The organism is Microvirga puerhi, assembly GCF_020089865.1.
GTDB classification, from domain to species: domain Bacteria; phylum Pseudomonadota; class Alphaproteobacteria; order Rhizobiales; family Beijerinckiaceae; genus Microvirga; species Microvirga puerhi.
Window position 1 is genome coordinate 1 of the sequence record NZ_JAIRBM010000033.1, and the last position, 23,672, is coordinate 23,672.

Sequence of the window (23,672 nt, forward strand, 5' to 3'; positions counted from 1 at the left end):
TCAATGCCATCTACGGCATCTATTCCAACGATGTCGAGGAAAGCGTCATCGAGGGCCATGTCAGCAAGCTGCGCAAGAAGCTCCGCGCCAGCCTCGGACACGATCCCATCGAAGCCAAACGTTATATTGGATATACATTCGTCGGGTGATTTCGCCCCCCCCTATCTTGAGCGATTGCAATTCGCTCTTGGAAACGCCTTAAGGTGTGCGAGCGTCTTCTACGACAGATCGAAATGGACATAGCCCAGAATCCATTTGCCGATTATGAGTAGCCCTTCGCTTCTGCGGCTCAGCGCAGAACTCTTCAGTTTTGGAGTTTTCCGCTTCTATGTTGGGCGTCAGACAGATTCTACCGACCTCAGTCCAGCACGCGGGAGACTCGGAACCTGGGCCGACTGAAGGTCAACATATCGTTGCCACGAAAAATCGGTGGTCTCGCGTCATTCTAAAATTTCAGAACGTCTCTCAGGACGTCTGGTGTGAACTTGGCTTTGAGATCGAACCTCATGCAGAGGAGAGAGCAAAGGAGTTGAACGACATCGCCATTGTCGGTGTCGACTTCCAAATGGAAGATGGCTCAAGCATAGACTTTGCATATGTGCCTGGGCTTGCGAGGGCCCAAATAGATCCTTTCGTTCACCGCTTGAACGTATCAAGGACTGACGGGAACGCCACCCCGTTCGGACGTACAAGAAGTATTTCCTGCAACTTTCTCGTTCCCGCTCCTGCCAAGCAGGTTCAGATCACGATCCGCAGCAGTCACAACTCCCATCCATTCACGATCAAGAATCCATCACTGACACAATTCGTCCAGCCCGGTGCTGATGCTATCGTTTCGGAGATGTTGCTCGCGCCCTCAAGAGAGGAGCAGAACGCCACTCCAGACGCTCGGCGCAGCTGGCAGATCCTATCGCCGGAGCCGTACTGGTTCAGCTGTGATCTCGTTCCAGAACATAGTCTTTTCGTTCGAGGACAAATCGTTACAGAAGACGATACTCACGATGGCGCGCTAGCTCGCGTCTTGTTCCGTGGCGAAGATGGTCAGGATATTCCGCCTCCCTATCCTGAGATGACGATGGCACCGGGAATCGGCGCCTTTATTGGCGTTCCCACCCATACACGCGCCCGGCGATTTACCCTTGAACTCTCTCCTCCTTCCGGAGCAAAGACTGTCGATCTCGGCTTTTGCTCTTGGCGCGACGCCTCGCGGATGGAGTTGGCGATGCCGCTAGAAATCTCGCTGGGATATGATCTCCTTCTCGAGAACATAGAAGTACATGCGGAGTTGGGCTCTCCGGATTTCATCGATCGCGTTCTCGAACGATTGAAGATCAGCGTCGCATCGAAGACCGGTACGACGTCTCAACTGCTTGATACCTGGTTCAAGCACGACGCTCCTAGTTCCGTTCCTGGCTCTCTTGGTCGGATTCGAGATCTCCAACAGCGGGCTAAAGACAGGCTGGCGACCGAAGAGCTACATCTGGGATCTTTTCCAGGATGGTCTATTCCAGAAACATTCACATGGAACGAAGATCCATTTCGCTCACCTGCATGGCGAATGCGCTATCATGCCCTTTCGTGGCTCATCGAACTCGCAGAGCTTGCAGATCCCGAGGCCCTGAAGCGGGCAATCGGGCTGGCCTTGGCCTGGGCCCGCGCGAACCCGATCGGAAGCCCACAGGATGAACTTGGATTTCATCCCACGGTTACGGCGCAACGAACGGAAGCACTGCTCAATCTGCTCGCCCACGCCATACGTCCTGAAGCGAGAGTAGAGCCGCAACAACGCACGGCTCTTTTTGGCGAAGTCATAAGGCACGGCTTCGCTCTCGCTGAAATGGTAGGGCAGAGCACGTTTTTTCGTACAATCAGTCAGCTTCATGCGGCCAGCGCGCTTTTTACGCTCGCAACCGCACTCGGAAATTTTCCACTCGTGCCTTATTGGCGCTCTCTCGCCATCGCGAAATTCCGCGAAGGATTCGATGATCTGATCGGCCCAGGTGGTGAGTTCATCGAACAATCGTTCCACAATCGCCTCGAGATCGTATCTTTGGGTCTGATCCTGAGCGAAGGCATAAAGAACGAGCCTCAGGCTCTCGCTCTCAAACAACATCTGATGCCCCGCCTTAGGGAAGCCATCCTCGAGCTGATCGCTCTGACCGATCCTGGAGGACTGTTACCGGCATTCGGCGAGTCGCCCGTCACACTGCGCCACGCGTCGTGGATCCGCAAGCTGATCTCGGGGTACGGCAAAGCCTGGTCCAAGGACAAGAGCATTCGCAGCGAGCTCGCCTATCCGCAGGGCCACAGAGTTCTGGAATTTCCAAGGTCAGGCCTCGTTGCTAGCCGCTATTATCGACAAGGCGAACCCTGGGGATACTTCTGCACCACGCTGTCCGAACAGAATGCATTCCAAGAGCATCAAGAGGCGACGTCCTTCGTCTTCGCGAGTGCAGGCAGGAGATGGATTGCCGATACTGGTGGAATGGCGACAAGTGAGGACCGTTCGACTTCGGATTACGTACGCTCCTCAAGAGCGCATAACGTTGCCTATCTCAATGGACGGACGCCAACTGCTGGAACGGCCTGGCTAAGCACCCGAACTCAAATCAATGGGGTTCAGGTTCTCGAAATCGGCAGCAACGTCCACGGCCCTGGCATTTTGCACCGGCGCATATTTCTCGTTCCAGACAGGCTTGGAGCGATCGCCATTATCGATCGTTTCGAGGCGCCCGGAGAGCAGAATTCCTTTGAAGGCTACCTCCACTTCGAGCCCGAAGTCATGGCTGCCATTGCAAGCCCACAGCTGGCCATCGGCTTCCAAGCGCGACATCGACTGCGCATTGTGCCACACGCTGTCGCAGGGCAAGCGTCCGGCCTCGAGCTCATTCATGGTCGACGCACTCCGCCCATGCAGGGATTTATACTGCGAGAACAAGGCCTTCGTCAGTCCACGAATGTTCTTCGCTATGAATTCTCAGGCGGCCGAAATGTCTGCGGCGGCGTGGTTATCGCATTGGACGAGACAAGTTACCGAACACTGCGGGACGCCCTTCAGACTCCTGCCATTTCAGAACTCTTACACTCGTCGTAACGCTCACCGACCCGCATCTCTTGTCTTACTAGAGTGACCTGATCGACGTACTTTCGTAAAGCCAGTGCAGCTCGACCTTACGAACGAATGTCACTCTTGTTCACGAAATTAAAGTTCTCAACAAGGATGTCCTTGATGATATCTGCACCCATCCGCTCGTTAACTCTGCGTTTTATGTTCGCCAGAAGATTTGGAATATCGTATCGGGAAAGCCGTCTGAAATCGAGCTTATCGTCAGAATACACCTGCCGAAATGTCTCATCGATCACGAACGTATCAACCGGTACGGAGATCGTCCGAAGCGTCTTCGCGTCAGCCGTAAAAACGAGATTGGCAATCACGTAACCCTGAACCGCTCCTTCAGCGATCATCGGAATGTTGATGGCGCGAACCTTCTTGTATTCAAGACCTTCAAGATATTCGTCTTTCTTGACGTTCTTGAGGCCGGTACCCCAATACACCGCGCCATAGGAGGAGAGCAGCGTAATCGCGCATATCCAGAAGCCGGTGACTAGGATACGTGCCATGATGGTTTACTCGCTCGACATAGCGTAGGGACCAACCGAGTAGGTCCCATCCGATTCGGAGCTTTGAATGGCTCCGGAGATTATGTCGGCAACCTCCTGGACGGCACGCAGGTTCATCTCAAGAACCGCGTGATTATGATCGAGCTTCGCTTTCAACGATTGAAGGCGACTTATCAACTCGGGCTTCACAGGTTCATTCTGAAGGGTTCGAACCAAACGAGTCAGCTCAAGAAGGCTTTGACTCTTCCGACGATTGAACTCTTGGTGATCGATGGGAGCATATGCAAGAAGAGCAGCAGTCTCTGCATCGATCGTTTCTTCAAGACGGTCAATGGAATTGGTAAGCATCCTCAATCCTCATAATCAGAAAATAACCAGGTTGCCTGACCGGCATAGCCCTCAGATTTCATCCTCTTTAGGAACTTGTACAGCTCCCGGCATCAAGGACTCCGTGCCTTTGTCCGTAGCTCGACCAGCCAGAAGTCGCGACGCGATGCCGATGCCGCCCGCCTTCGCGATCTGACTTCCGATCTGCTCCGCCATCATCGACCGCCACACGCTCCCCGCAGTTCCCTTGCCAAAGGTCGCACTGGCGTCTTTTGGCAGCATTGATTCGATGAAGCTTTGGAGCACGAAGGCTTCGAATTGCTGGTACGCAGAACCTGCCTTGCCGGAACTCGCGAGTGTCGCATGATTCCTCGACATCACCTGAGCCGTCACAGGATCCCGGATGAAGGACGACCCAACATTCTGCAACGACCTAAACGTCTCTGCGAACTCAGGCCCCTCCACGCCATTGGAGAGCTCCATCAACTTCCGACTTGCCGCCTGAAGCTTCATGGGGTCCGCAGCTCGCGCGACGTCTTGAATAATGTCGGAGGGTGGGGAAATGCCCATGAAGTCCTCTCGGCATGCCTCTTAATCCCCTATTCCATAAGGTTCTTAGCTTACGGGAGGCTTGCATCCGTCTTCGATGCCAGTACATCGAGGAGACTCAAATAGTCCTTCTTCTCGTCGTGGCGTCGGTGTTCAACGTTGAGCCGGTCAACGAGGCGTTCGGTCCTTTTGACCTTCATGGCTTTATCAAGGGCGACTTTACTCTGCTGTTCCTGAGCTTGCTTAATGCGGACCTCCTCCACCGAGAGTGATTGAAGTCGTTTGGCTCGCGCCTCTACGAACAACCCATGGAGGGCATCATCGTCGTTTAGAGTTGTGATGAGTGTAGCCTGGGCATCCTGCACTTCGATGATTCTCTGTTGCAGCCCCGCCAACTTCCACTTCTCGATCTCATGAAGTTTTTGCTGGAGCTTCAAGAGTCGCTTTGTTTTTTGAAGCCGTTTCTGCATATTAGATCATCCACGAGTAAGCCATGTTACGAACTCGGCCATGAAGAGAAGCATGTATTCCTTAAAGAGAATGTAGAACAGCAGCATTCCACCGAGCAGAACGAACGGTGTAGCAAGGAAGTAGACTGGAATCGTTGGCGTCAATTTATTCGCAAGACCCACAGCCAAATTAACGATGACGGAATAGATGATGAAGGGACTGCTGATACGTAAGGCGACCAGAAACGTTGCCGATATTTGATCTGTAATCTGGACCAGAGCAAGTTGCGCTCCGAATGTCTCGCCCGGCGGCAATCTCGAATACGAGGCAATCAATCCGCGGAAGAGCTCCCAGTGGAGATCCGCCATGAATACGAGCGCGGTCGCCACCATCATGATCAATGACCCGATGGCGGGAATGGACTCACTGTCATCAATCTGCGTTCCAGGGATGCTGCCGAAGCCAATTCCGGTAGCCATGGCGGTCACCAGGGTCTGCAGGGCCATGAAGAAAATACGCCCGAGAAAACCGATAAAGAAACCTGTCAGACTCTCCGAAAAGATCCACCACAATGTGATTACGGGCGACTGGCCCTGCAGTCTGCCCTGAAACTTTTCAATTAATAGCGGAGCGACTGCAAGGCTGACAGCAAGAGCAATGAATAGGCGAACCTGAGGCGGAACACGGGCGCTGGAAAAGCCCGGGACAACCAACAAGCATCCTCCAACGCGACAAAAGATCAGAAAGATCGCAAGGAAACTCTCCGGCGTTAGCTCGGTCACGAAATCGTTCCGAGTGACTTGATCTCAACGCCTCGAGCAATTTCGAGATGTGACAACACAGGAAGCGTTGCAAACAAACGCTCAATGATCATTCGCACATAAGGTCGAGCATCAGGTGCGGTCACGAGCGCAAAGGTATGGACCTCCTTCATTCGTTTCTTTATCGCCTCGGACGCTTCCGTGCCGAATTGTTCGACAAGCCGGGGATCGATATCGAACTCGACAACGTCCCCTTTTGCATCTCTCTTCAGACTTTGATGGAAGACGAGGTCCCACCGATTGCCGAGACGAAGCACATTCAAGGCACCTCCCTCCGCAAGATCCCCACAGATCTGCTGCGAAATACGCATCCTGACATGCTCGACAACCTGCTCCGAGCGGCGAGCATGCGGAGCGACTTCGGCAATGGCCTCTAGGATGAGGTGCAGGTTGCGAATGGACACGCGCTCGGCCAAGAGCAACTTCAGAACGGCTTGCAAGCCCGAATACGAGATCTGGGAAGGGCAGATATCATCAATCAGGCGTTTGTATTCAGGGTCAAGCCGGTCGAGCAGAGCTCTCATATCCTTATAGGACAGAAGTTGCGGAAGGTTGTTACGTATAACCTCGCTAAGATGAGTCAACAGAACAGAGTTACTGTCGACAGGGCTGAAACCTCCCCGTTTCACCTCTCCACCATAGGCATCGGAGATCCACATCGCTTTCATGCCAAAAGCAGGCTCTCGAATTTCATCTCCTGGAACGTCCGGCCTCGGTCCGTCCCCAATCACGACGAGGAGTTCACCTGGGCGCGTTTCCTGTGTCGCCACAACGGTGCCATGTACCTTCACCTGGTAGGTTTTAGGCGGGATCGCCAGGCTGTCGGACAGTTTGATGTCGGGAACGACGAACCCATATTGCTGCGCAAACTTACGTCGCATCTTGCTTACACGGTGAGCCAACTCTCCGTGCGAGCTCAAGAGCTGAACGGCCAAGTGCTTCCCGAGACAGAGCTCGATTTCCGCAGTCTTTAGCGAGTCTTTGACGGAATCCTTGGACTCGGCCCGTGTCTGCTCCTCCGCCGCTACGGCCTTTGCCTGCTCTGCCGCTCGCTGTTCTGCGAGACGCTTCGGAATCGTATAGGCGATAAATGCCATCAGTCCGCCCAACCCCATGAACGGGATTAAAGGAAGGCCCGGCACGAGCGCAAAGATAAACATGAGGGCGGACGCGACGACCAGAGCACGGGGATAGGCCCCAAGCTGCCCCATAACGGCCTGCTCTGCGGTACCGCGCGTGCCGCCCTTTGACACGAGCAGGCCCGCCGCCAGCGAAACCACCAGAGCCGGAATCTGTGCCACCAAGCCGTCACCGACCGACAATTTCGTGAAGACATCCGCAGCGTGTGACAGGTCCATCTTATGACGGGTCACACCAATAATGATTCCGCCGAAGATGTTGACCGCAATCGTGATCAAACTCGCGACGGCCTCGCCTCGAACGAACTTCGATGCGCCGTCCATAGAGCCGAAGAAGGCGCTTTCCTCCTCGAGCTCGCGGCGACGACGCTGTGCTTCCTTGTCGTCGATAAGACCCGCCGAGAGATCCGCGTCGATAGCCATCTGCTTGCCGGGGATGGCGTCCAAAGTGAAACGCGCGCCCACTTCGGCGATACGTGTAGCACCCTTGGTGATCACCAGGAAGTTGACGGTGATAAGAATAATGAAGACCACGATGCCGATGACAAAGTCACCGCTCATCACGAACTGAGAGAATCCATAGATGACGTGGCCTGCTGCGGACACACCTTCGTGTCCTTTGGCGAGGATGAGCCGCGTCGTGGCGATACCCAGGGACAAGCGCAACAAAGTTGCTATGAGCAGAACAGTCGGGAAGGAGGAAAACTCGAGAGGCTTCTGAATCCAGAGCGCAACCATCAAAATCAGGACGGAGAGCGCAATCGAAAGAGCCAGACCTATATCGATTATGACCGCTGGAATGGGAAGAAACAGGATCGCCAGAATGGCGACAATGCCGCCGGCAAACGCAATATCTCTACCTTTAGCACGCTCAAGAATTGCTACATCGCCGACAGCCATCTGGCACTATTCCATCTTCTATCACAAGTGACAGAATTCGACCATGAAGCTTGTGTGAGGGTGTCCTAAAGAGGTTATTCTCGCGCACAGCGGCGGATTGCTCGACGGTGAAAATGGACCACCGGAGCGCCTCAGAACCCTTTCTCTATCCTCGCGTATACCTGCTCCGTAAACGCAAAAATCTGCGAGCCTATGAATGATCCCGTGAGCAAGGTAACGAGGAGAATCGCGATGATTTTGGGAATAAAAGTAAGAGTCACCTCCTGAACCTGCGTAAGCGCCTGAATAAGAGCGATGCTGATGCCGACCACCATCGCAGCCGCTACCGCCGGCCCCGCTCCGATAATGATCGTCCAGATAGCCGAACGCACCAATTCGAGAGCGTCAACTTCATTCATGTCAGCTAATCACAATCCCGGGCCCAATGAGGATTTCCTCTCCACCAGACAATTTAGCGACCGCCCCCGCATTTGTGACGCGGACAGAGGCCACTTGGCCCGAAATCGATCCATCTGCCGTCGTGATAGTACGACCAATGACACTATCTACCTGCGATAGCGCAGAAGAGGACAGCAGAGCGTCGAGCTTATTGTTACCGATCATGGTTTGCTCGACCTGTGAGAACGTCGCGAGCTGTGCCATGTAATCGGTTGATTTCATCGGCGCAGTTGGATCCTGATTTCGCATCTGCTCAAGCAGAAGCTTGAGAAACGTATTATAGTTCAAGCTTGCTGCCGACGAATTCGAGCTCGATGAGGATGATCGCTGGTTCGAATTCGTTGAATTGGCCATCATGACACTATCAACGTTCATTGGTGATCTCCCAGCTAGGCCGCCTGATGCGGGGGATTGGAAACATTGGTCGAAAGCACGGTGCTTTCCACGGCGAACAACCCACGAATGACCTTGAGAGCATCGAATGGGCGGTTACTATGAACCATCTCGGCGACATTTTGCAGACCAAGCATGATCTCTTTGTTGGAGAATGTATCCAACGTCGCTGCGTATAGATCCTTGAAGACAGCGAGTGCCTTGTCTGCACTGCTTGGATCTACAAGGATTGCTTGAACTACGAAGTAGAGCTGACGCAAAGGAGTAGTTGCGTCATCGACTTGAAGAACGTGATTCTCAAGGAGGAATGTCGCATCATTAAGCAGCTCTATCGAGACTTTCCGATCAACGCGCAGCACGGCCCCATTGATGAAAATGCGCTCGCCTGCTTTCAGGGAGAGGTGCATCGACTTACTCATTTGAGCCCATCACGAATCATGCTGTTGATTTCGATAAGGGCGTTAAAGTTCTTGGACTCGCCTCTCAGAACGAGATCGGCCTCTTTCATGATCCAGAGCCCAATCGACACGAGCTGTGCACGAAGCGTCTCGGGGAGGCCATTCTCAGGACTCATAAGGTCCTCGATCAAAACTGTCCAAAGGCGCTGTACGAATGAAATTGCATCAGAGCGCTCAGGCGGGCTCGCGTTGTCGCGGCCAGCCATGCGTAGGAGCTCGATGGCGCGATCAAATGCCATTCGCTCCCTCTCGCGACATCCGTCGGACGCATCCTCCAGAATCTCGGCATATGAGAATCGATACATCGTTCACCCGCTGGTACTAGAGATAGTTGAGGAGACTCAATTGCCGGAGCTGAGCCGTAAGAGAGTATGACATTTGAATTTGAGTGGTCAGCGCATCTACGCGAGTCTTAGCCTCCGCGGGGTCGACTTCCTCGAGGCGCCCGATACCCTCGTCAATGACCTTACGCTGAATATCCATCCGATCGTTCGCGTTCTTCACTCTGCTCTCTGCATCTCCAAGCTTGGCCTGGATATCAACGATATCGTTGGTCGCCTCACCGAGGATCGAGATGATTTTGTCGACGATAACCTGCTGCGTTTCCGTCCGCATGCCGGCTATGCCAAGATCGGACGCGATCGTATAGGCCTTGGCAAGCTTGCGCATCGCCACTTCGTTCGCATTCGTCGATGTCGCGATCCTCTCCGTTGTCGAGATTTTACTCTCGATGTTCTGATTAGATGACGAGGACCAATCGCTCCACCCGGCGCCATCGAACAGATCGTTGAATGCCGCACCGTTCAGAAAGGTCTCCATATCGGCGGCAGTGATATTGAAGACGGCAGGATCACCCTGCGAGATGCCGAAGGCAGTCAGAAACTCATTGTCGACAGCGATCTTCGACGGCGAGCCACTCACATATTCAGTGATCGGTTTCTGTTTCGTGTTCGTACCGGCAAAAAGATATTGCCCACCGCTTGACTTGTTCAGCTCTGAGATCAGGGCTCTGAGATTGAGAGCGGCGCTGTCCCGAACGGTCTCTGCACCACGCTCGAGAGGCGGCAGCGAGAGCATCGAGTTAAGATAAGTCTCTGCCGTACTGCGAATATTGTCGAGGGACGTCTTCGTCACGTTCAGACGAAGAGAAACAGTTCCATTTCCATCGATGATCGCATCAAGCTCGGAGCGCTCCTGCCGAAGAGATATCCCCTGCCCAGTGTGATATCCAAGTTCCAGACCAACGTCGGCATATCGCCCAGTCGCAATCTCTTGGTTCGCCTTAGCAAGATCCGCCTGCATTTTGCCAAGTGCGTTTCGCGGCGAATTCCAGAGATTCATCGTTGATATGAATGTCGTCTTCATAGTCCTATCGCACCGCGTTCAGAAGTGTCTGGAGCATCTCGTTAATAACGGAGATGAGCTTTGCCGATGCCGAATAGGACTTCTCGAGTTGCAGCATGAGTGCAGTCTCGTCATCCATGTTGACGCCGGTTGCATTCGATAGGGCTTCTGATGCATGACTCAAAAGGGTCATCTGGTAGTCCACATTCGTGGAGGCCGTTTGACGATTTCCTTCGAGCCAACTGGCAGAAGATGCCGCAAAGGCTTTCAAGCTGGCGGTGTCACCGAGGCCAAGCGCCGAGTTGAATGACCGTTCGATATTGAGGTTGTCACCAAGTTTGTACAATCGATCGGAGAACGCAGCGTTTGTCCCGGTCGGGGTACCTGGATTCTCAACATAATCGAGTCCATTGGCCCCGCCATCACGAATAAAGTCGAGCGTTCCACCCTTAGCCGGATCAATGGCAGGATTAGTGGTAATGAGGCCCGCGAGCCCCGTCACGGCCTGGCTCCCCGCGACATCCCACCCAGCCGGCATGTCGGCCGTTCCAGATTGCGCAAAGAGGCCTGCCTTGAACAGCGTCGGATCGACTTTGCTCTGCTCGGCGAAGGACGCGATAAGTGCCTCGGCAACCTCATCGAGCTGCTTCTGATAGGTTACAGTGTCCCGGTCACGGGTTTGTACCAAGCCGACGATCCGCCCGGTATTGAGGGGCATAGGTCCGTCACCAGTGACCGGTACGCCATCAATGATCACGGCGGCCCCTACAGTTCCGGCACTGTAGGTATGCGTCGCAGTGAACTCAACCTTGCGAGGCACTTTCTCGAAAAGAGGAACACCGCTATCTGTATAGATAGCCATGTCATTATTCTCGCGGGTGATGACGCTGATCCCCATTTCCTCGGAAAGCTGTGCGAGAATGTGGTCTCGGGTATCAAGCTGGTCGCTCACATCGATTCCAGCGGCGGTCCCCTTGACGACCGTGTCATTGGCCACTTTGAACTGCGCTAGAAGATCGTTAACCTTTGCCACGGACTCGGAAATCGCCGTGTCGGCTTCTTCCCGGGTTTTCTGGATGGTGGCTGTCGCCGTGTTCAACATCGTCACGAGTTCATTTGCTCGTGTTACGACAGCCTGTGCAAGGATCGGATCGTCGGGTTTCTTGGCATACTGCTCCAGGGCGGCATTGAGAGCGCCAATTCGGGCAGCACTCGACTGATTCAGACTCGAATCGCCGACTGTCTGCTTGAGCTTGGTGATGCCCTCCAGGATCGCCTGCTGCTTTGCCGTGCTGGAGGTCGTATCCAGCATCTTATAGAAGAGTGCCGCGTCCGTCGCCCGATTGACGACGACACGCGCGGAGCCTCCGCCCGTAACAAGCGTTGCAATCTTTCGAGAGTACGTGGGATCCGAAGCTCCCGCCGTGTTCCGTGACACGACCGCCATTTGCGACGATGACGCAAGAATGGACGAGCGCGCGGTATTGAGCGCGAGTGATAGACCCATTTAACGAACCCCTTTACCACCCACCGAGAAACGATGCGATCACCGCTTCAGATTCATGAGAACATCGAGGAGCTCAGAGCCGGTCTGGAAGACCTTCGAATTCGCCGTATATCCCGTCTGCGCCTCGATCATCGCAGTCAGTTCGGTTCCTATGTCTACGTTGGATTGCTCCAGTGCACCGACCGCAATGGAGCCTCGCCCTCCTTGACCGGCAAACCCGATCTGAATGCCTCCGGAGTCGATGCTCGCCTCGTAGACGTTGCCCGCCCGAGGCGTCAGGTTATCCGGGCTCGGAACATCCGCCAGAGGAATCTTGTAGGCCGGGATACGTGTTCCGTCTTCATACACGACAAAGACCGTTCCATCCGATCCGAACTCTGCTCCCTTCACCGCCGTGGGCGCATTGCCGTCAGACGTTCCTTTGACATCGTAGTTGCCGGCAAGCTGCGTCATACCCTTCAGATCGAGGGTGAAGCCGGCGCTTCCGTTGGGAATGTCGAACGCCAGAGAGCTCGGTCCGGTCAGCTGCCCCATATTATCGAAGGTCAGCGTAGCCGTGCCACCGGGAATAGGGGTGCCTGGGAGAGTCGGAGTAGCCGCGGAATCGAAGACAGCGATTTCCCATTGGCCGCTGGTGGGCGGAACCGCAAGAGGATCGGCATCAGCGACTTTCGTCATATAGATGTCGAGCTTTACCTGGTTTCCAAGATTGTCGTAGGTCACCAGCGACGATTTCTTGGTATACGTCGTGCCGGCCGCCGTGCCTGGCCGATCGGCTGCAGGGACAACCGGAAGATCCGTGTCATACGGAAGATTGCCTGTGAATGTTCCCGCCGTAGAAGGACGAGCCTGCATCGCCATCGAGGAAATATTGACCGGCTCCAGGCCAGAGAGGCTATTGAGCGAAACGGAAGGGTCACCGTTTGCCAAATTGTACCCCATCAGCTTGAAGCCGGCAGCGTTGTAAAGATTGCCTGTCGGCCCGTCGACGACGAAATTGCCGGCCCGCGTCAGGTACGGAGTTCCAGCAGCGTCCGAGACAACGAAGAAGCCGTTCCCAGATATGGCGAGGTCACTTCCGCTCGTCGTATAGGAGATCGGCCCCTGATCACTGATGGCGTAGCGCACGGTGGTTGTAACAGCACCGGAATTGTATGCACCGCTGCCGGAGGAGAGAATGAGCGACGAAAATTCCGTCGAGGCGCGCTTATAGCCAGCCGTGCTTGCGTTCTGAATATTCTCGGCAACTGTTCCCAGCTTGTTTGACTGGGCATTCATGCCGGAAACGCCGGTACGGAGAACACCGTAGAGACTCATGCTAGACTCCAGAGAGGAAGTGTCGTGATGTTAGTAAACGTCTAATGGCTTGTGTGAGGCTGCCCTTCGCCTAACCCCATACCTAGCACTAGCGAGAAATCTGCCGCGCATGGACACTTATTGGCGGAGAACCTGCGCCAACTCCATGAAGGCATCGGTGCTGGGTGACGAAGAGGGATCCTGCCGCAAGGCCTCATAGATCTTCGGGACGAGAGACACGGCCTGATCGAGCTCCGTGTCACTCCCCGGCTGATAGCCACCCATGAGGCGCAGATCTCGGGTATCCTCGAATCGCGCAATCAACGTCCGTAGCCGTCGAACGAGCTCTTTCTGTTCAGGAGACCATACGTGTTCAGCAAGCCTGGAAATGGAGCCAAGCACGTTGATTGCGGGATAGCGCCCCTGATCCGCAATTGCTCGATCCAGAACGATATGCCCATCCAAGGTCCCCCGGATGCTGTCTGCGACAGGATCATTATGATCGTCCCCGTCTACCAGAACAGAAAAGACACCAGAGATTGCCCCCTTGCCCTCGACTCCTGGCCCCGCACGCTCGAGCAGGCGGGGAAGGTCGCTGAAGACACTTGGCGTATAGCCTCTTGCAACGGCCGGCTCTCCCGCGGCGAGAGCAACATCGCGGGCCGCGTGGGCGAATCTCGTTACAGAATCGACGATCAGAAGCACCGACTCCCCGAGGTCTCTAAAATATTCTGCAATGCATAAGGCGGTCTTCGGTGCCTGGCGTCGCATCATTGGACTTTCGTCGCCCGTTGATACGACCGTGATAGCGCGAGAGCGGTTTGCCAGAATAGGACCTTCAAGAAATTCTCGAACCTCTCTGCCACGCTCGCCAACAAGAGCGATCACAATGGTATCGAAGCCCTCGCATCGTGCCAGCATCGACAGGAGGGTCGATTTTCCCACGCCGGATCCCGCGAAGATACCAATGCGCTGTCCCGCGCAAATAGGCGTAAAGAGGTCGATGGCGCGCACGCCTGTCTTCAACGGCCGACTGACTCGGGACCGCGTCATCGCCGCGGGAGGCTCGGCATCGACAGGCATGTTCCGGTCGCCTGGAAGCAGGCTTCCGAGTCCATCAATCGGGTTTCCTAAAGCATTGATGACGCGTCCCTTCCAGGACGGATGCGGATTGAGCCCCATCGCGCCCAAGCGATACGCGTAACTGCCGAGAGTTGCGTCAATCTTACCCTCAAAGGGTTTGATCGTGACGCCGGCGTCGTCGATTCTAACGACCTCCCCGACTTGAACAACGTCTTTTCCCTCGAAGCCGAGGCGGTCACCGAGCTTAACGAACGAGGACACGCCCGCGACCCGATAATAGCTTGGCGTGACCTCGCGAACGGGTCCCCCTATGCGGACCTTCGGAACCGATTGGTTACCGCCTAGAATAGCTTCTTCCAGGCGCTCTAGTGCGTTCATAACGGCCGCCTCACACGTCGTCCCCACAGTTTAGCGCTACACTTAGCGACCTCTCCGAATGCATCATGCTGGCATATAAAAGAGAGAGACAAGCATGGACTGCTCAGGTGCTGGGTCCAAGCGCCCGAATAGCATTCATGAGGGACGACTCGGTTTCTGAGATAGTAGCAGCCGCGTTGTCGAACGTTCGGGAGATCATGATCATCTTCGTCATCTCCATGACGGGATTCACATTTGCCCCCTCAGCATAGCCTTGCTGCACACCGGTCGACGTGAAGTCCTGAACGACAGTTACCGGCATGCTCGACTTTACGCCGGAACTACCAAATCGGGTCAACTGACTTTGACTGTCGATCCTAAAGAGGCCCAGCGCACCGATTTGATTGTTGCGCTGTCGGATCATGCCATCACGACCGATGCTAGGCGTACCATCATCTGGATTCAGAAAGATTGGAGCACCACCTGGATCGAGAACCGAGTTACCATCCATCGTCTGAAGCTCGCCGGTCTCTGTCATCTTCATGCGACCATCTTTTGTGTAGATGATGCCGGATGAAGTGTTCATAGCAAGCCAGGCGTCGCCCTGAACGGCAACGTCAAGAGGGTTATCCGTCTTGACCACTGGACCTGATTGACGAGATGTATAGGTCTCTCCTGATGAGGCGAATGCAACATCGCCAACTCCGGCTTGCGAGAGAACAGTCTCGAATTTGACCTCTTCCGCTCGGTACCCGCCCGTATTGATATTGGCCACGTTGTTGGCAATAGTATTTAGTCTCTTTTCAAGTGCGACTTGAGCGGACAAGGCAACATATAAGGACGACTGCATTATATACCGTTCTTGATGCGTTGAAGACTCATGCTCGTGTCGATGCTCACACCGGACAACGACATTACTCCACTCGAACAGATCGAGAGGCGTCGGGAATATAAGATTGGCCTATATTTTCGGCATCAGCTTAGAAGTACTGACAACCATACATTCCGGAGACTTTTTAGTTTAACCAACAAGCCACACAGATCGTCAGCATAGCGAACGAATCCTATTTACTACGCTAGAATGCCTAGCTTGTCTGAGCCTTTCGCACCTCGTTCAAGCCTCACGCAAGCCTCTCGACCTAAACAGGGCCTCTATGTGAGCACTATTGAGGCTTGATCGTTGGGCGTCGCCATTGGTTTGCTAATCGCTATCGGTTCCCTGTTCGGCGGCTTTGCTGCAATGGGCGGGCATCTGGCTGTCATTTGGCAGCCATGGGAGTTCGTGATTATCGGAGGCATTGCAGTAGGCACCTACATCGTGGCCAATCCGATGTCCGTCGTGACGGATACAGGACGCGCATCGGTAGAAGCGATCCTGGGTACAGTGCCCAAGCGACCAAAGTACTTGGCGTTGCTGGGACTGCTGTATGCGCTCATGCGCGAACTCAGGTCCAAGCCTCGCAACGAAGTCGAAGCACATATCGACGACCCTCAGAATTCGAGCATCTTCGAGAGCTTTCCGGATGTTCAAAAGGACCCCGAACTGACGCTCTTCATCTGCGATTATGTTCGCCTTATTATCATTGGGAATGCCCGTCCGCATGAGATCGAGGCCCTGATGGATGAGGAAATCGCGACACTCCGACGCGACAAGCTCAAACCCTACATGACCATCACAACGGTCGCCGAAGCCCTTCCCGCGCTTGGCATCGTCGCTGCCGTACTTGGAATCGTAAAAGCCATGGGAGCACTCGATCAATCTCCCACGCTTCTGGGCGGCCTGATTGGCGCTGCACTTGTCGGCACGTTTGCTGGTATTTTCCTATCTTATGCAATCCTGTCGCCGCTTGCCCAGAAGATCAAATCAACACGGGAAAAGCAGTGCCGCGTGTATATTATCGTCAAGCAGACATTACTCGCTTCATTGAACGGAGCATTGCCACAGATCGCTGTTGAGCACGGTCGAAAGGCAATCTCGGCGGCCGACCGTCCCACCATCGACGAGGTTGAGGCCGCGACGATTTCTGGCGGAACGCGTAATGAGGCTGACCAGAAGGAGGCAGCATAGACATGAGCGCCTCCCACAACGTAAACGACATCCGCGATCGCCTGCTAGACGCCGCGGGGTTGTCACTCGATCGCCTCCCGATGCTCCATGTGATCTTCGATCGCATGGCAACTCATTGCGCCGACCATCTGAGGCATCTCGCTGCTTCTCCGATGTACTACTCTTTGAGCAGCATCGAAAGCGGCCGTATCGGCGACGTTCTTGAGATGTATGAGGCAAACGCCATCGCAGGCGTATTCCATGCGCCAGAATGGGACAGCCATGTACTCGTGGGGTTTGACCGCGACTTCGTCTTTACAATGGTCGAGGTGCTTCTTGGATCGGACGGGTCCGAACCTCCGGTCGACGAGGAGCGGGGCTTCTCGAATATCGAACTTCGCATCGCTCAAGCCATCTTCGAGCAGGTTGGGAAGGCTCTTCAGGCATCATTTGCCCTAGTTGCAGACACTCCCTTCAAGTTCGAACGCCTTGAAACTCGTATGGACTTCGCGGTCATCGGGCGACGGAACAATCAATCCGTCGTAGCAAAATTTCTTCTGCAAGCTCTGAATCGCGGCGGGGAGATGTTTGTAATCATCCCTCAATCCGTCCTCAATCCTATGCGCCAGACGCTGGCGAGAGTTCTCACAGGAGATTCATCCGCCCGCGACCCACGCTGGACCAAGCAGATTGCAAGTGAGGTTAGGAAAACGGAGGTCTCTCTCAAGGCCGTTCTCGAAGAGCGTCATCTCAGCCTCGGCGAGATTGCAGATCTCAAAGTCGGCCAGGTTATCGAGCTACAAGCGACGCCAAGAAGCAGGATTAAGCTTGAGGGCAACGACGAGCCTCTCTTCTGGTGCCACGTCGGCAAAGCCGAAGGCTCGTATGTGTTGCGTGTCGACGATTTCATTGATCAGGAGCAGGAGTTCATCGATGATGTTCTCTCTCGTTAATATCATACTCCTCATCGCTCTTGTTGTGACGAGCGTTTGCGTAACTGCCATGTATCTCAAGCTCAGACGCCTGAGCTCCTATCATGTCGAGTATAAACGCATCCTCGACCAGACGGCCGCGGCTCTTGTGTCCGTTAACGCGGCTGTACAGGCCCTGAATCACGATGGGAAAAGTACTCTTATTGCACTAGGCGAGCGCATCGACGAAGCAAGGACCGTTCTTTCCGATATAAGGACCGCTACGAAGGAAGGCGACCTTGGCACTGTAGCGTTGAAATCTGTAGATGCGGCATGAGAGCGGTATTCGAAAGCAGTTCTTGAGCTGACGGAACGATCCGCAATGGAACCGTAAAGCCGCGCGCCTCCGGCATCTTCTACTGAGTTAACTGACCGTTCTTAATTAAGGAGCACTTCCCATGTCGGAGAAGTCAAGAGATAGCCAGGAAGGAACCTGGCATAACGAAGCCCTCTTTTCTAAAGCCGATTCTGCGTTTGAGGACGGATCCCGCGATGACCGGGTTGGGAGCGGTAAGAACCTTGAGTCCATTCTTCGAATCCAAGTCCTTATCCAAGTTGTTTTAGGCTCTGCAACAATGCCTGTCGCGAATCTCATGAAACTTGGACGCGGAGCCATTATTCCTCTAGACCACCGTGTTGGAGAGCCTGTCGACGTCGTCGTAAATGGCCGTGTCATCGCGCGCGGTGAGGTTGTCGTTGTCGAGGACGACAATTCTCGCTTTGGGGTCTCGTTGACGGAGATCGTCGGCCCATCCGGCTCTGACTTCAACAGCTAAGGCGGACCTTCTCCGATGGCGGGGCTCTCTCCAGTCAAAGCAAATCCTGGCTCCCGGCAGCTTCAGGGAGTGGATCGCGTTGCCACTCTCCTTCTGGCAATGGGAAAGCCGTCTGCCGGACGCCTGCTAAAGCACTTTAGCGCCGAAGAGATTAAACTCATCACTCGTTCGGCCGCGGAACTCGGCCCGATCACGGCGTTGCAGCTGGAGACACTTGTCGAGGATTTTGCCAATCAGTTCTCAAATGGACTGAGTCTATTCGGCACAGCAAGTGAGGTAGAGAAGCTTCTTAGCGGCGTTCTGCCTCCCGAGCAGATTGCCGAGCTGATGACCGACGTTCTGGGAAACTCCAATCGGTCCATCTGGGAGCGGATTTCGAACGTTTCGGAGACGGTACTTGCGACCTATTTGATGAAAGAACACCCTCAGACGGCTGCACTGATCCTTTCAAAGGTGAAGCCGACATGTGCGGCGAAGGTTATGAGTCACCTTCCCACTCCTCTTCGCAATAGCCTTATGCGTCGTATGTTGACATTCAAGCCCATCGTCGACGAAACCATGCGACACATTGAAAAGACGATCCATGAAGATTTCATGATCAATTTTTCCCGAAACATGGGAGCGGACACCCACGCCAAGATGGCCGATATCATCAACAAGATGGAACGCGACCATATGGAGGATGTCCTGCAAAGCCTCAGCGAAGTACGCCCGAAATCCGCCGAGATTCTCAAGGGACTTCTTTTCACCTTTGATGACATCGTCGGCCTTACGCCGCGAGCAAGAACCGCCCTCTTCGATCAGATCCCGAACGACAAAGTCGTGCTCGCTCTTAAAGGAACGGAAGACGCATTCAGAAATGTGATACTCAGTTCTCTTGCCTCCCGTGTTCGCCGCATTGTCGAGCACGAACTGAACAGCAAGGAGCCCGCGTCCCAACGCGATGTACTAGAGGCACGGCGTGCCATTACCGATCTGGCATTGGAGATGGCTGGACGCGGCGAGATTGAACTTAACCCTGAGAATGACGGCGACACTTATTTCCGTTAACAGGGCAAGAATACATGGCCGAGAATGAGGATAAAGAAAGCAAAACCGAACCAGCGACAGATAAAAAGATTCGCGATGCCATAGAAAAGGGAAATATTCCCGTATCTCGAGAGGCCCCAATTTTTGCCTCAATTGTCGCGATGCTGATTATTCTTGTATTTGTTACGAGGCAAAATGCAGCTGATCTTGCCACGAAACTTGCCGTTTTTCTTGATGATCCGCGCAGATTCTCACTTCAAAACGGAGGCGACGCGACGCAACTCATTCGCGCTGTAGCTCTGGAGGTTGCCCGCTTTCTTACACCTTTAATTACGATACTGGCGGTAACCGGGATCGCATCGTCAATTCTTCAGAACCTGCCGCAAATCGTCTACGAAAGAATCCGCCCTCAATGGTCCAGAATATCACCCGCAAGTGGATGGACACGTATCTTTGGGAAATCGGGATTAGTCGAATTTTTAAAATCTGTTTTTAAATTTTTCACAATTGCTATCGTTTGTGTTTTGCTTCTAAAGTCAGAGCAGTACAAGGTCGTGAACGCCATGTTCAGTGATCCGAGTTTAGTTCCGGAAATGATCCTGACGATGGCGATACGACTGGTCTCGGCAGTCAGTATTGCGACTATCGTGCTCGTTGCCGCGGACTTGTTATGGGCTCGTTTTCGTTGGCATCGCGATCTCCGCATGTCTCGTCAGGAAATCAAGGATGAGTTCAAACAGATCGAAGGCGATCCGCTCATCAAAGCTCGGTTGCGCTCGCTGGCCCAGGATCGCAGTCGGAAGAGAATGTTGGCTGCTGTGCCAAGAGCAACGGTAGTCATTGCCAACCCGACGCATTATGCTATCGCCCTGCGCTATGATCGGCAGGAAACCAGTGCACCTCTGGTCCTGGCAAAAGGTAAAGATCTGATTGCCCTAAAGATCCGCGAAACCGCTGAGCGACATGGGGTTCCAGTTGTAGAGGATAAGGCTCTCGTAAGATCTATGTACGATCACGTCGAAATAGATCGTATGATTCCGTCAGACTTCTATCGCGCGGTAGCCCAGATACTCTTTTATATATTCACGAGATCAAAGTGAGCGCGCACGAGAAAGAATTTCATGCGAGCCGATCCACATCAGAGGCCGAGCTTCTGCCCTATGAGAAAGTTCTCGCTCATAATATCAAAGATGTCGTGGCGGACCTTTGCCTCATCGATGCCAGTATCATTATAGCATATATCATTGACAACAAACACGGCAACCTCAACGACCTGATCGACTCTGCGACGGAGCTCTTTTTCAAAGAGGGAACATTGACATACGGTCATGCTTCGAACGTCAATTTCGAATGGGGCAAAGCGCCCGCTGTGATCCTTGATATGGAGTTCGTTCACCCCTCCGTGACAGTCTTCTTCAAGCTCGTTCTACACGGATTTTACGTAGGCGTTTCCATTCAAAAAATACTATTGGGGACCAAATCTGGGCAGCCCGATCAGGATCTCAACTCTTTCGAACTGGCCCTGGCTGACTCACGACTGAAGCCCCCACCGCCGTCACATACCTGATCATAAAGGTCTAAGTTCCTATATATCTCGTCTCATATTTCTATTGTGATCGTATCAACGTGACTATCGTTGGTTCTGCTTTTGAAGCAGATCGCCTCTGCGGCCGTAGCGCACCGGTTCTTATCCAAAGAGAGCGTCAATATCGCTCTGAGACGTACAGCCGCTATCTGATTCGAGTGCAGGGCCATTGAGAAGAGAGCGATCACCCGAAGGCTCCGGTGTCTCCAGAGCCGAGATCTCCTTGAAGCTCTCCAGCCCCCCCCAAATGTCGATCATCTGCCGTACACGTTCATCCACGAATCGCATGGCACCGACCACCTTGCTGATCCGCTGACCTGTAATGTCCTGAAAGTTGCAAGCCTCAAAAATGCTTATGATCTGGTCGGAGATCTCGCGCGCAATCTCTTTGTCATCGCCTGATACTCGAGCAGCGAGATTGCTGGCCAGTTCGTCGATCCTCTCAGATGCCGCTAGGATGGCATTCGTGGCAGCCTCCGTTCCCATCACGATGGCACCGAGCTCGTCAGTTGCGCGTGACATTTCCCGGCCACGGACGCCGGCGTAATGAAGGGTCGCAATTTCCTGCTTTGTGCGCTGTATAGCTTCGGAGATTGCGTCCAGCTCGACTTTAAGGCGAAGTGCCTCTTGCATATCTCTACGATGCTCTTCGAGCAAAGTGTTCGATACTTTGTGAGCAGGCTCTAGCAGGTCTCTTAACGCGCCGATCGCCTCCATGATTTCCGCATGGCGCTTAGAGGAAGATCCCTCGTCCGGCTGATCGGCAGCGTGCTGAGCTTCTATTCGATAGCTTTTCCGTGGCGTCATACTAGTGCTCGTATGTTATTCTCCGCCGAGGACGGCAGCGATCTTGGACTGCAGGGTCTGAGCGTTGAAGGGCTTGACGATATAGTTATTCACGCCAGCCTTCTTTGCGGCTACGACGTTCTCCGTCTTCGCTTCCGCCGTCACCATGATGAATGGAAGGTCCTTGAGTTGCTCGTCTGCACGCACCTGCTGCAGCAACTCGTAGCCCGTCATCGGCTCCATATTCCAGTCGGAAATCACCAAGCCGTACTTGCGCTCCCGCAACTTGGCTAGCGCTGCCGTTCCATCGGAGGCGTCGTCCACATCCTTGAACCCAACTTGTTTGAGAAGGTTGCGTAGGATGCGAACCATCGTCTGATAGTCGTCAACAACAAGAACAGGAATAGAATAGTCAAGACTCATGGCAGTGCCTATTTAATGTCGAGTGTGTGGGACTTCTTCCCAAGCAAGCTGGGCTACGGTGAGCGACAAGACAATCGCGGAGGGTAGCCTCGACAGTGCTTTAACAGAAGACAAGTGAACGGGGGGGCCCCGTTCTAGAAGGATCGCTTTGAGATTCTGCGCTTTCGCTTTCCGTCTCGTAAGCGCCTCATTACTGAGGTTCCTTAGGCGAGAGAATATCGCGTCAGACCAATCGCAGTCATGAAAGCATCGACTTGCGGACAGCCAGCCGTCGTCACTTAAAAAACGCATCGATATCGGCCTGCGATGTGCTGCTCTCCGTATCCAAAGGTGGCCCGTTTAGAAGCCTCTTATCGCCTTCGCGATCAGCACTTCGAGGCTTTGGGACATCTTTGAAACTTTCGAATCCACCCCAGATCTGGATCATATGTTCGACACGCTCTTCGACAAAACGCATGGCGCTGACCACCTTGCTGATCCGCTGACCTGTAATGTCCTGAAAGTTGCAAGCTTCAAAGATGCTAACGATCTTTTCATTGATGCGATGCGCCATGCTACTTTCGTGACCAGAGAGGCTCGACGCAAGCATACTAGCAATTTCGTCGATCGATTCTGCCGCCTCAAGAATGGAGTGAGTTGCCCCTTCAGTACCAATGACGACGGCACCAAGCTCATCGGTTACACGGGCCATCTCCCGGCCCTGTGCGCCCGTATAGTGCAGAGTCGCAATTTCCTGCTTCGTGCGTTGAATAGCATCGGAAATGGCGTGTAGCTCGGCTTTGAGTCGTTGCATTTCAAGAAGGTCATGGCGACGCTCCTCACTCATTTGATCGGCGTCTTGTCCCACTTTGACATGCTTCCGAAGGGGAGCAATGGCCTCCATAATCTCGGTATGACGCTGAAATTCGGGCACGTTGGTCAGCGCGTCAGAAGCGGCGACTTCGATGCTATGAACCTTCGACGTGCTCATGGCTTTCGCTCGTATGTTATTCTCCGCCGAGGACGGCAGCGATCTTGGACTGCAGGGTCTGAGCGTTGAAGGGCTTGACGATATAGTTATTCACGCCAGCCTTCTTTGCGGCTACGACGTTCTCCGTCTTCGCTTCCGCCGTCACCATGATGAATGGAAGGTCCTTGAGTTGCTCGTCTGCACGCACCTGCTGCAGCAACTCGTAGCCCGTCATCGGCTCCATATTCCAGTCGGAAATCACCAAGCCGTACTTGCGCTCCCGCAACTTGGCTAGCGCTGCCGTTCCATCGGAGGCGTCGTCCACATCCTTGAACCCAACTTGTTTGAGAAGGTTGCGTAGGATGCGAACCATCGTCTGATAGTCGTCAACAACAAGAACAGGAATAGAATAGTCAAGACTCA

At 53.9% G+C, this 23,672-nt stretch carries 27 protein-coding genes; 9 read left to right on the plus strand and 18 right to left on the minus strand.

Annotated elements, in window-relative coordinates; translation table 11 throughout:
• Both K9B37_RS24040 and K9B37_RS24045 read left to right on the plus strand, forming a co-directional pair.
• A partial coding sequence (locus K9B37_RS24040; protein ID WP_224316375.1) for a winged helix-turn-helix domain-containing protein occupies positions 1 to 149 on the plus strand: 149 nt, incomplete at its 5' end.
• Positions 150 to 310: 161 nt separating this feature from the next.
• Entirely contained in the window at positions 311 to 3,094 is a 2,784-nt protein-coding gene (locus tag K9B37_RS24045) for a heparinase II/III domain-containing protein (RefSeq protein ID WP_224316321.1), read from the plus strand.
• Between the two features lie 77 nt (positions 3,095 to 3,171).
• On the opposite strand, the gene K9B37_RS24050 is transcribed toward K9B37_RS24045, so the two are convergent.
• The 14 genes from K9B37_RS24050 to flgF form a co-directional block, all read right to left on the minus strand.
• Entirely contained in the window at positions 3,172 to 3,621 is a 450-nt protein-coding gene (locus K9B37_RS24050) for a hypothetical protein (protein ID WP_224316323.1), read from the minus strand.
• A gap of 399 nt (positions 3,622 to 4,020) precedes the next feature.
• Positions 4,021 to 4,518, minus strand: a complete 498-nt coding sequence (locus tag K9B37_RS24055; RefSeq protein ID WP_224316325.1) for a rod-binding protein — start codon at positions 4,516 to 4,518, stop codon at positions 4,021 to 4,023.
• 50 nt (positions 4,519 to 4,568) lie between these two features.
• Positions 4,569 to 4,967 carry a hypothetical protein gene (locus K9B37_RS24060; RefSeq protein ID WP_224316327.1) on the minus strand — a complete coding sequence of 133 codons (399 nt, stop codon included), beginning with the start codon at positions 4,965 to 4,967 and terminating at the stop codon, positions 4,569 to 4,571.
• Between the two features lie 6 nt (positions 4,968 to 4,973).
• Positions 4,974 to 5,729, minus strand: coding sequence for a flagellar biosynthesis protein FliR (gene fliR, locus K9B37_RS24065; RefSeq protein ID WP_224316329.1), 756 nt, complete (start codon positions 5,727 to 5,729; stop codon positions 4,974 to 4,976).
• On the minus strand, positions 5,726 to 7,807 hold the full coding sequence (flhA, locus tag K9B37_RS24070) for a flagellar biosynthesis protein FlhA (RefSeq protein ID WP_224316331.1): 2,082 nt from the start codon (positions 7,805 to 7,807) through the stop codon (positions 5,726 to 5,728). Before flhA ends, fliR begins: the two co-directional genes overlap by 4 nt.
• A gap of 131 nt (positions 7,808 to 7,938) precedes the next feature.
• Entirely contained in the window at positions 7,939 to 8,205 is a 267-nt protein-coding gene (gene fliQ / locus K9B37_RS24075) for a flagellar biosynthesis protein FliQ (protein ID WP_224316333.1), read from the minus strand.
• A gap of 1 nt (position 8,206) precedes the next feature.
• Positions 8,207 to 8,620: a flagellar hook assembly protein FlgD gene (flgD, locus tag K9B37_RS24080; RefSeq protein ID WP_224316335.1), complete on the minus strand. Its 414-nt coding sequence runs from the start codon at positions 8,618 to 8,620 to the stop codon at positions 8,207 to 8,209.
• A gap of 14 nt (positions 8,621 to 8,634) precedes the next feature.
• Positions 8,635 to 9,057, minus strand: a complete 423-nt coding sequence (gene flbT, locus K9B37_RS24085) for a flagellar biosynthesis repressor FlbT (RefSeq protein ID WP_439651789.1) — start codon at positions 9,055 to 9,057, stop codon at positions 8,635 to 8,637.
• Entirely contained in the window at positions 9,054 to 9,401 is a 348-nt protein-coding gene (gene flaF, locus K9B37_RS24090) for a flagellar biosynthesis regulator FlaF (protein ID WP_224316339.1), read from the minus strand. The genes flbT and flaF overlap by 4 nt, the downstream gene beginning before the upstream one ends.
• Positions 9,402 to 9,417: 16 nt before the next feature.
• Entirely contained in the window at positions 9,418 to 10,461 is a 1,044-nt protein-coding gene (locus K9B37_RS24095) for a flagellar hook-associated family protein (RefSeq protein WP_224316341.1), read from the minus strand.
• A 4-nt stretch (positions 10,462 to 10,465) separates the two neighbouring features.
• Positions 10,466 to 11,947 (minus strand): flagellar hook-associated protein FlgK, encoded by a 1,482-nt coding sequence (gene flgK / locus K9B37_RS24100; protein WP_224316342.1) that lies wholly within the window; start codon positions 11,945 to 11,947, stop codon positions 10,466 to 10,468.
• 39 nt (positions 11,948 to 11,986) lie between these two features.
• A complete protein-coding gene (locus K9B37_RS24105) occupies positions 11,987 to 13,264 on the minus strand; it encodes a flagellar hook protein FlgE (protein WP_224316344.1) in 1,278 nt (425 codons plus the stop codon).
• 117 nt (positions 13,265 to 13,381) lie between these two features.
• Positions 13,382 to 14,704 carry a flagellar protein export ATPase FliI gene (gene fliI, locus K9B37_RS24110; protein WP_224316345.1) on the minus strand — a complete coding sequence of 441 codons (1,323 nt, stop codon included), beginning with the start codon at positions 14,702 to 14,704 and terminating at the stop codon, positions 13,382 to 13,384.
• A gap of 103 nt (positions 14,705 to 14,807) precedes the next feature.
• A complete protein-coding gene (gene flgF / locus K9B37_RS24115; RefSeq protein ID WP_224316347.1) occupies positions 14,808 to 15,533 on the minus strand; it encodes a flagellar basal-body rod protein FlgF in 726 nt (241 codons plus the stop codon).
• Positions 15,534 to 15,863: 330 nt separating this feature from the next.
• Here flgF and motA point away from each other — a divergent pair, with 330 nt between their 5' ends.
• From motA to K9B37_RS24150, 7 genes are all read left to right on the plus strand, one after another.
• Positions 15,864 to 16,751, plus strand: coding sequence for a flagellar motor stator protein MotA (gene motA, locus K9B37_RS24120; RefSeq protein ID WP_224316349.1), 888 nt, complete (start codon positions 15,864 to 15,866; stop codon positions 16,749 to 16,751).
• Between the two features lie 2 nt (positions 16,752 to 16,753).
• The gene (locus K9B37_RS24125; protein WP_224316351.1) at positions 16,754 to 17,683 is read left to right on the plus strand and encodes a flagellar motor switch protein FliM; all 930 of its coding nucleotides are present in this window, start codon (positions 16,754 to 16,756) and stop codon (positions 17,681 to 17,683) included.
• Positions 17,664 to 17,978 (plus strand): hypothetical protein, encoded by a 315-nt coding sequence (locus K9B37_RS24130; RefSeq protein ID WP_224316353.1) that lies wholly within the window; start codon positions 17,664 to 17,666, stop codon positions 17,976 to 17,978. Before K9B37_RS24125 ends, K9B37_RS24130 begins: the two co-directional genes overlap by 20 nt.
• A gap of 121 nt (positions 17,979 to 18,099) precedes the next feature.
• Positions 18,100 to 18,477, plus strand: coding sequence for a flagellar motor switch protein FliN (gene fliN / locus K9B37_RS24135; protein WP_224316356.1), 378 nt, complete (start codon positions 18,100 to 18,102; stop codon positions 18,475 to 18,477).
• Positions 18,478 to 18,492: 15 nt separating this feature from the next.
• Entirely contained in the window at positions 18,493 to 19,527 is a 1,035-nt protein-coding gene (locus K9B37_RS24140; RefSeq protein ID WP_224316358.1) for a flagellar motor switch protein FliG, read from the plus strand.
• 14 nt (positions 19,528 to 19,541) lie between these two features.
• Positions 19,542 to 20,606 carry a flagellar biosynthesis protein FlhB gene (gene flhB / locus K9B37_RS24145; RefSeq protein ID WP_224316360.1) on the plus strand — a complete coding sequence of 355 codons (1,065 nt, stop codon included), beginning with the start codon at positions 19,542 to 19,544 and terminating at the stop codon, positions 20,604 to 20,606.
• Positions 20,603 to 21,073, plus strand: a complete 471-nt coding sequence (locus K9B37_RS24150; RefSeq protein WP_224316362.1) for a BspJ family T4SS effector nucleomodulin — start codon at positions 20,603 to 20,605, stop codon at positions 21,071 to 21,073. Before flhB ends, K9B37_RS24150 begins: the two co-directional genes overlap by 4 nt.
• A gap of 120 nt (positions 21,074 to 21,193) precedes the next feature.
• Here K9B37_RS24150 and K9B37_RS24155 read toward each other — a convergent pair whose 3' ends face one another.
• The 4 genes from K9B37_RS24155 to K9B37_RS24170 form a co-directional block, all read right to left on the minus strand.
• Positions 21,194 to 21,898, minus strand: coding sequence for a protein phosphatase CheZ (locus tag K9B37_RS24155; protein ID WP_224316364.1), 705 nt, complete (start codon positions 21,896 to 21,898; stop codon positions 21,194 to 21,196).
• A gap of 15 nt (positions 21,899 to 21,913) precedes the next feature.
• Positions 21,914 to 22,300 carry a response regulator gene (locus tag K9B37_RS24160; protein ID WP_224316366.1) on the minus strand — a complete coding sequence of 129 codons (387 nt, stop codon included), beginning with the start codon at positions 22,298 to 22,300 and terminating at the stop codon, positions 21,914 to 21,916.
• Positions 22,301 to 22,574: 274 nt separating this feature from the next.
• Positions 22,575 to 23,270: a protein phosphatase CheZ gene (locus K9B37_RS24165; protein WP_224316368.1), complete on the minus strand. Its 696-nt coding sequence runs from the start codon at positions 23,268 to 23,270 to the stop codon at positions 22,575 to 22,577.
• A gap of 16 nt (positions 23,271 to 23,286) precedes the next feature.
• Positions 23,287 to 23,672, minus strand: a 386-nt coding sequence (locus K9B37_RS24170; RefSeq protein ID WP_224316370.1) for a response regulator, incomplete at its 5' end; no start/stop codon positions are given.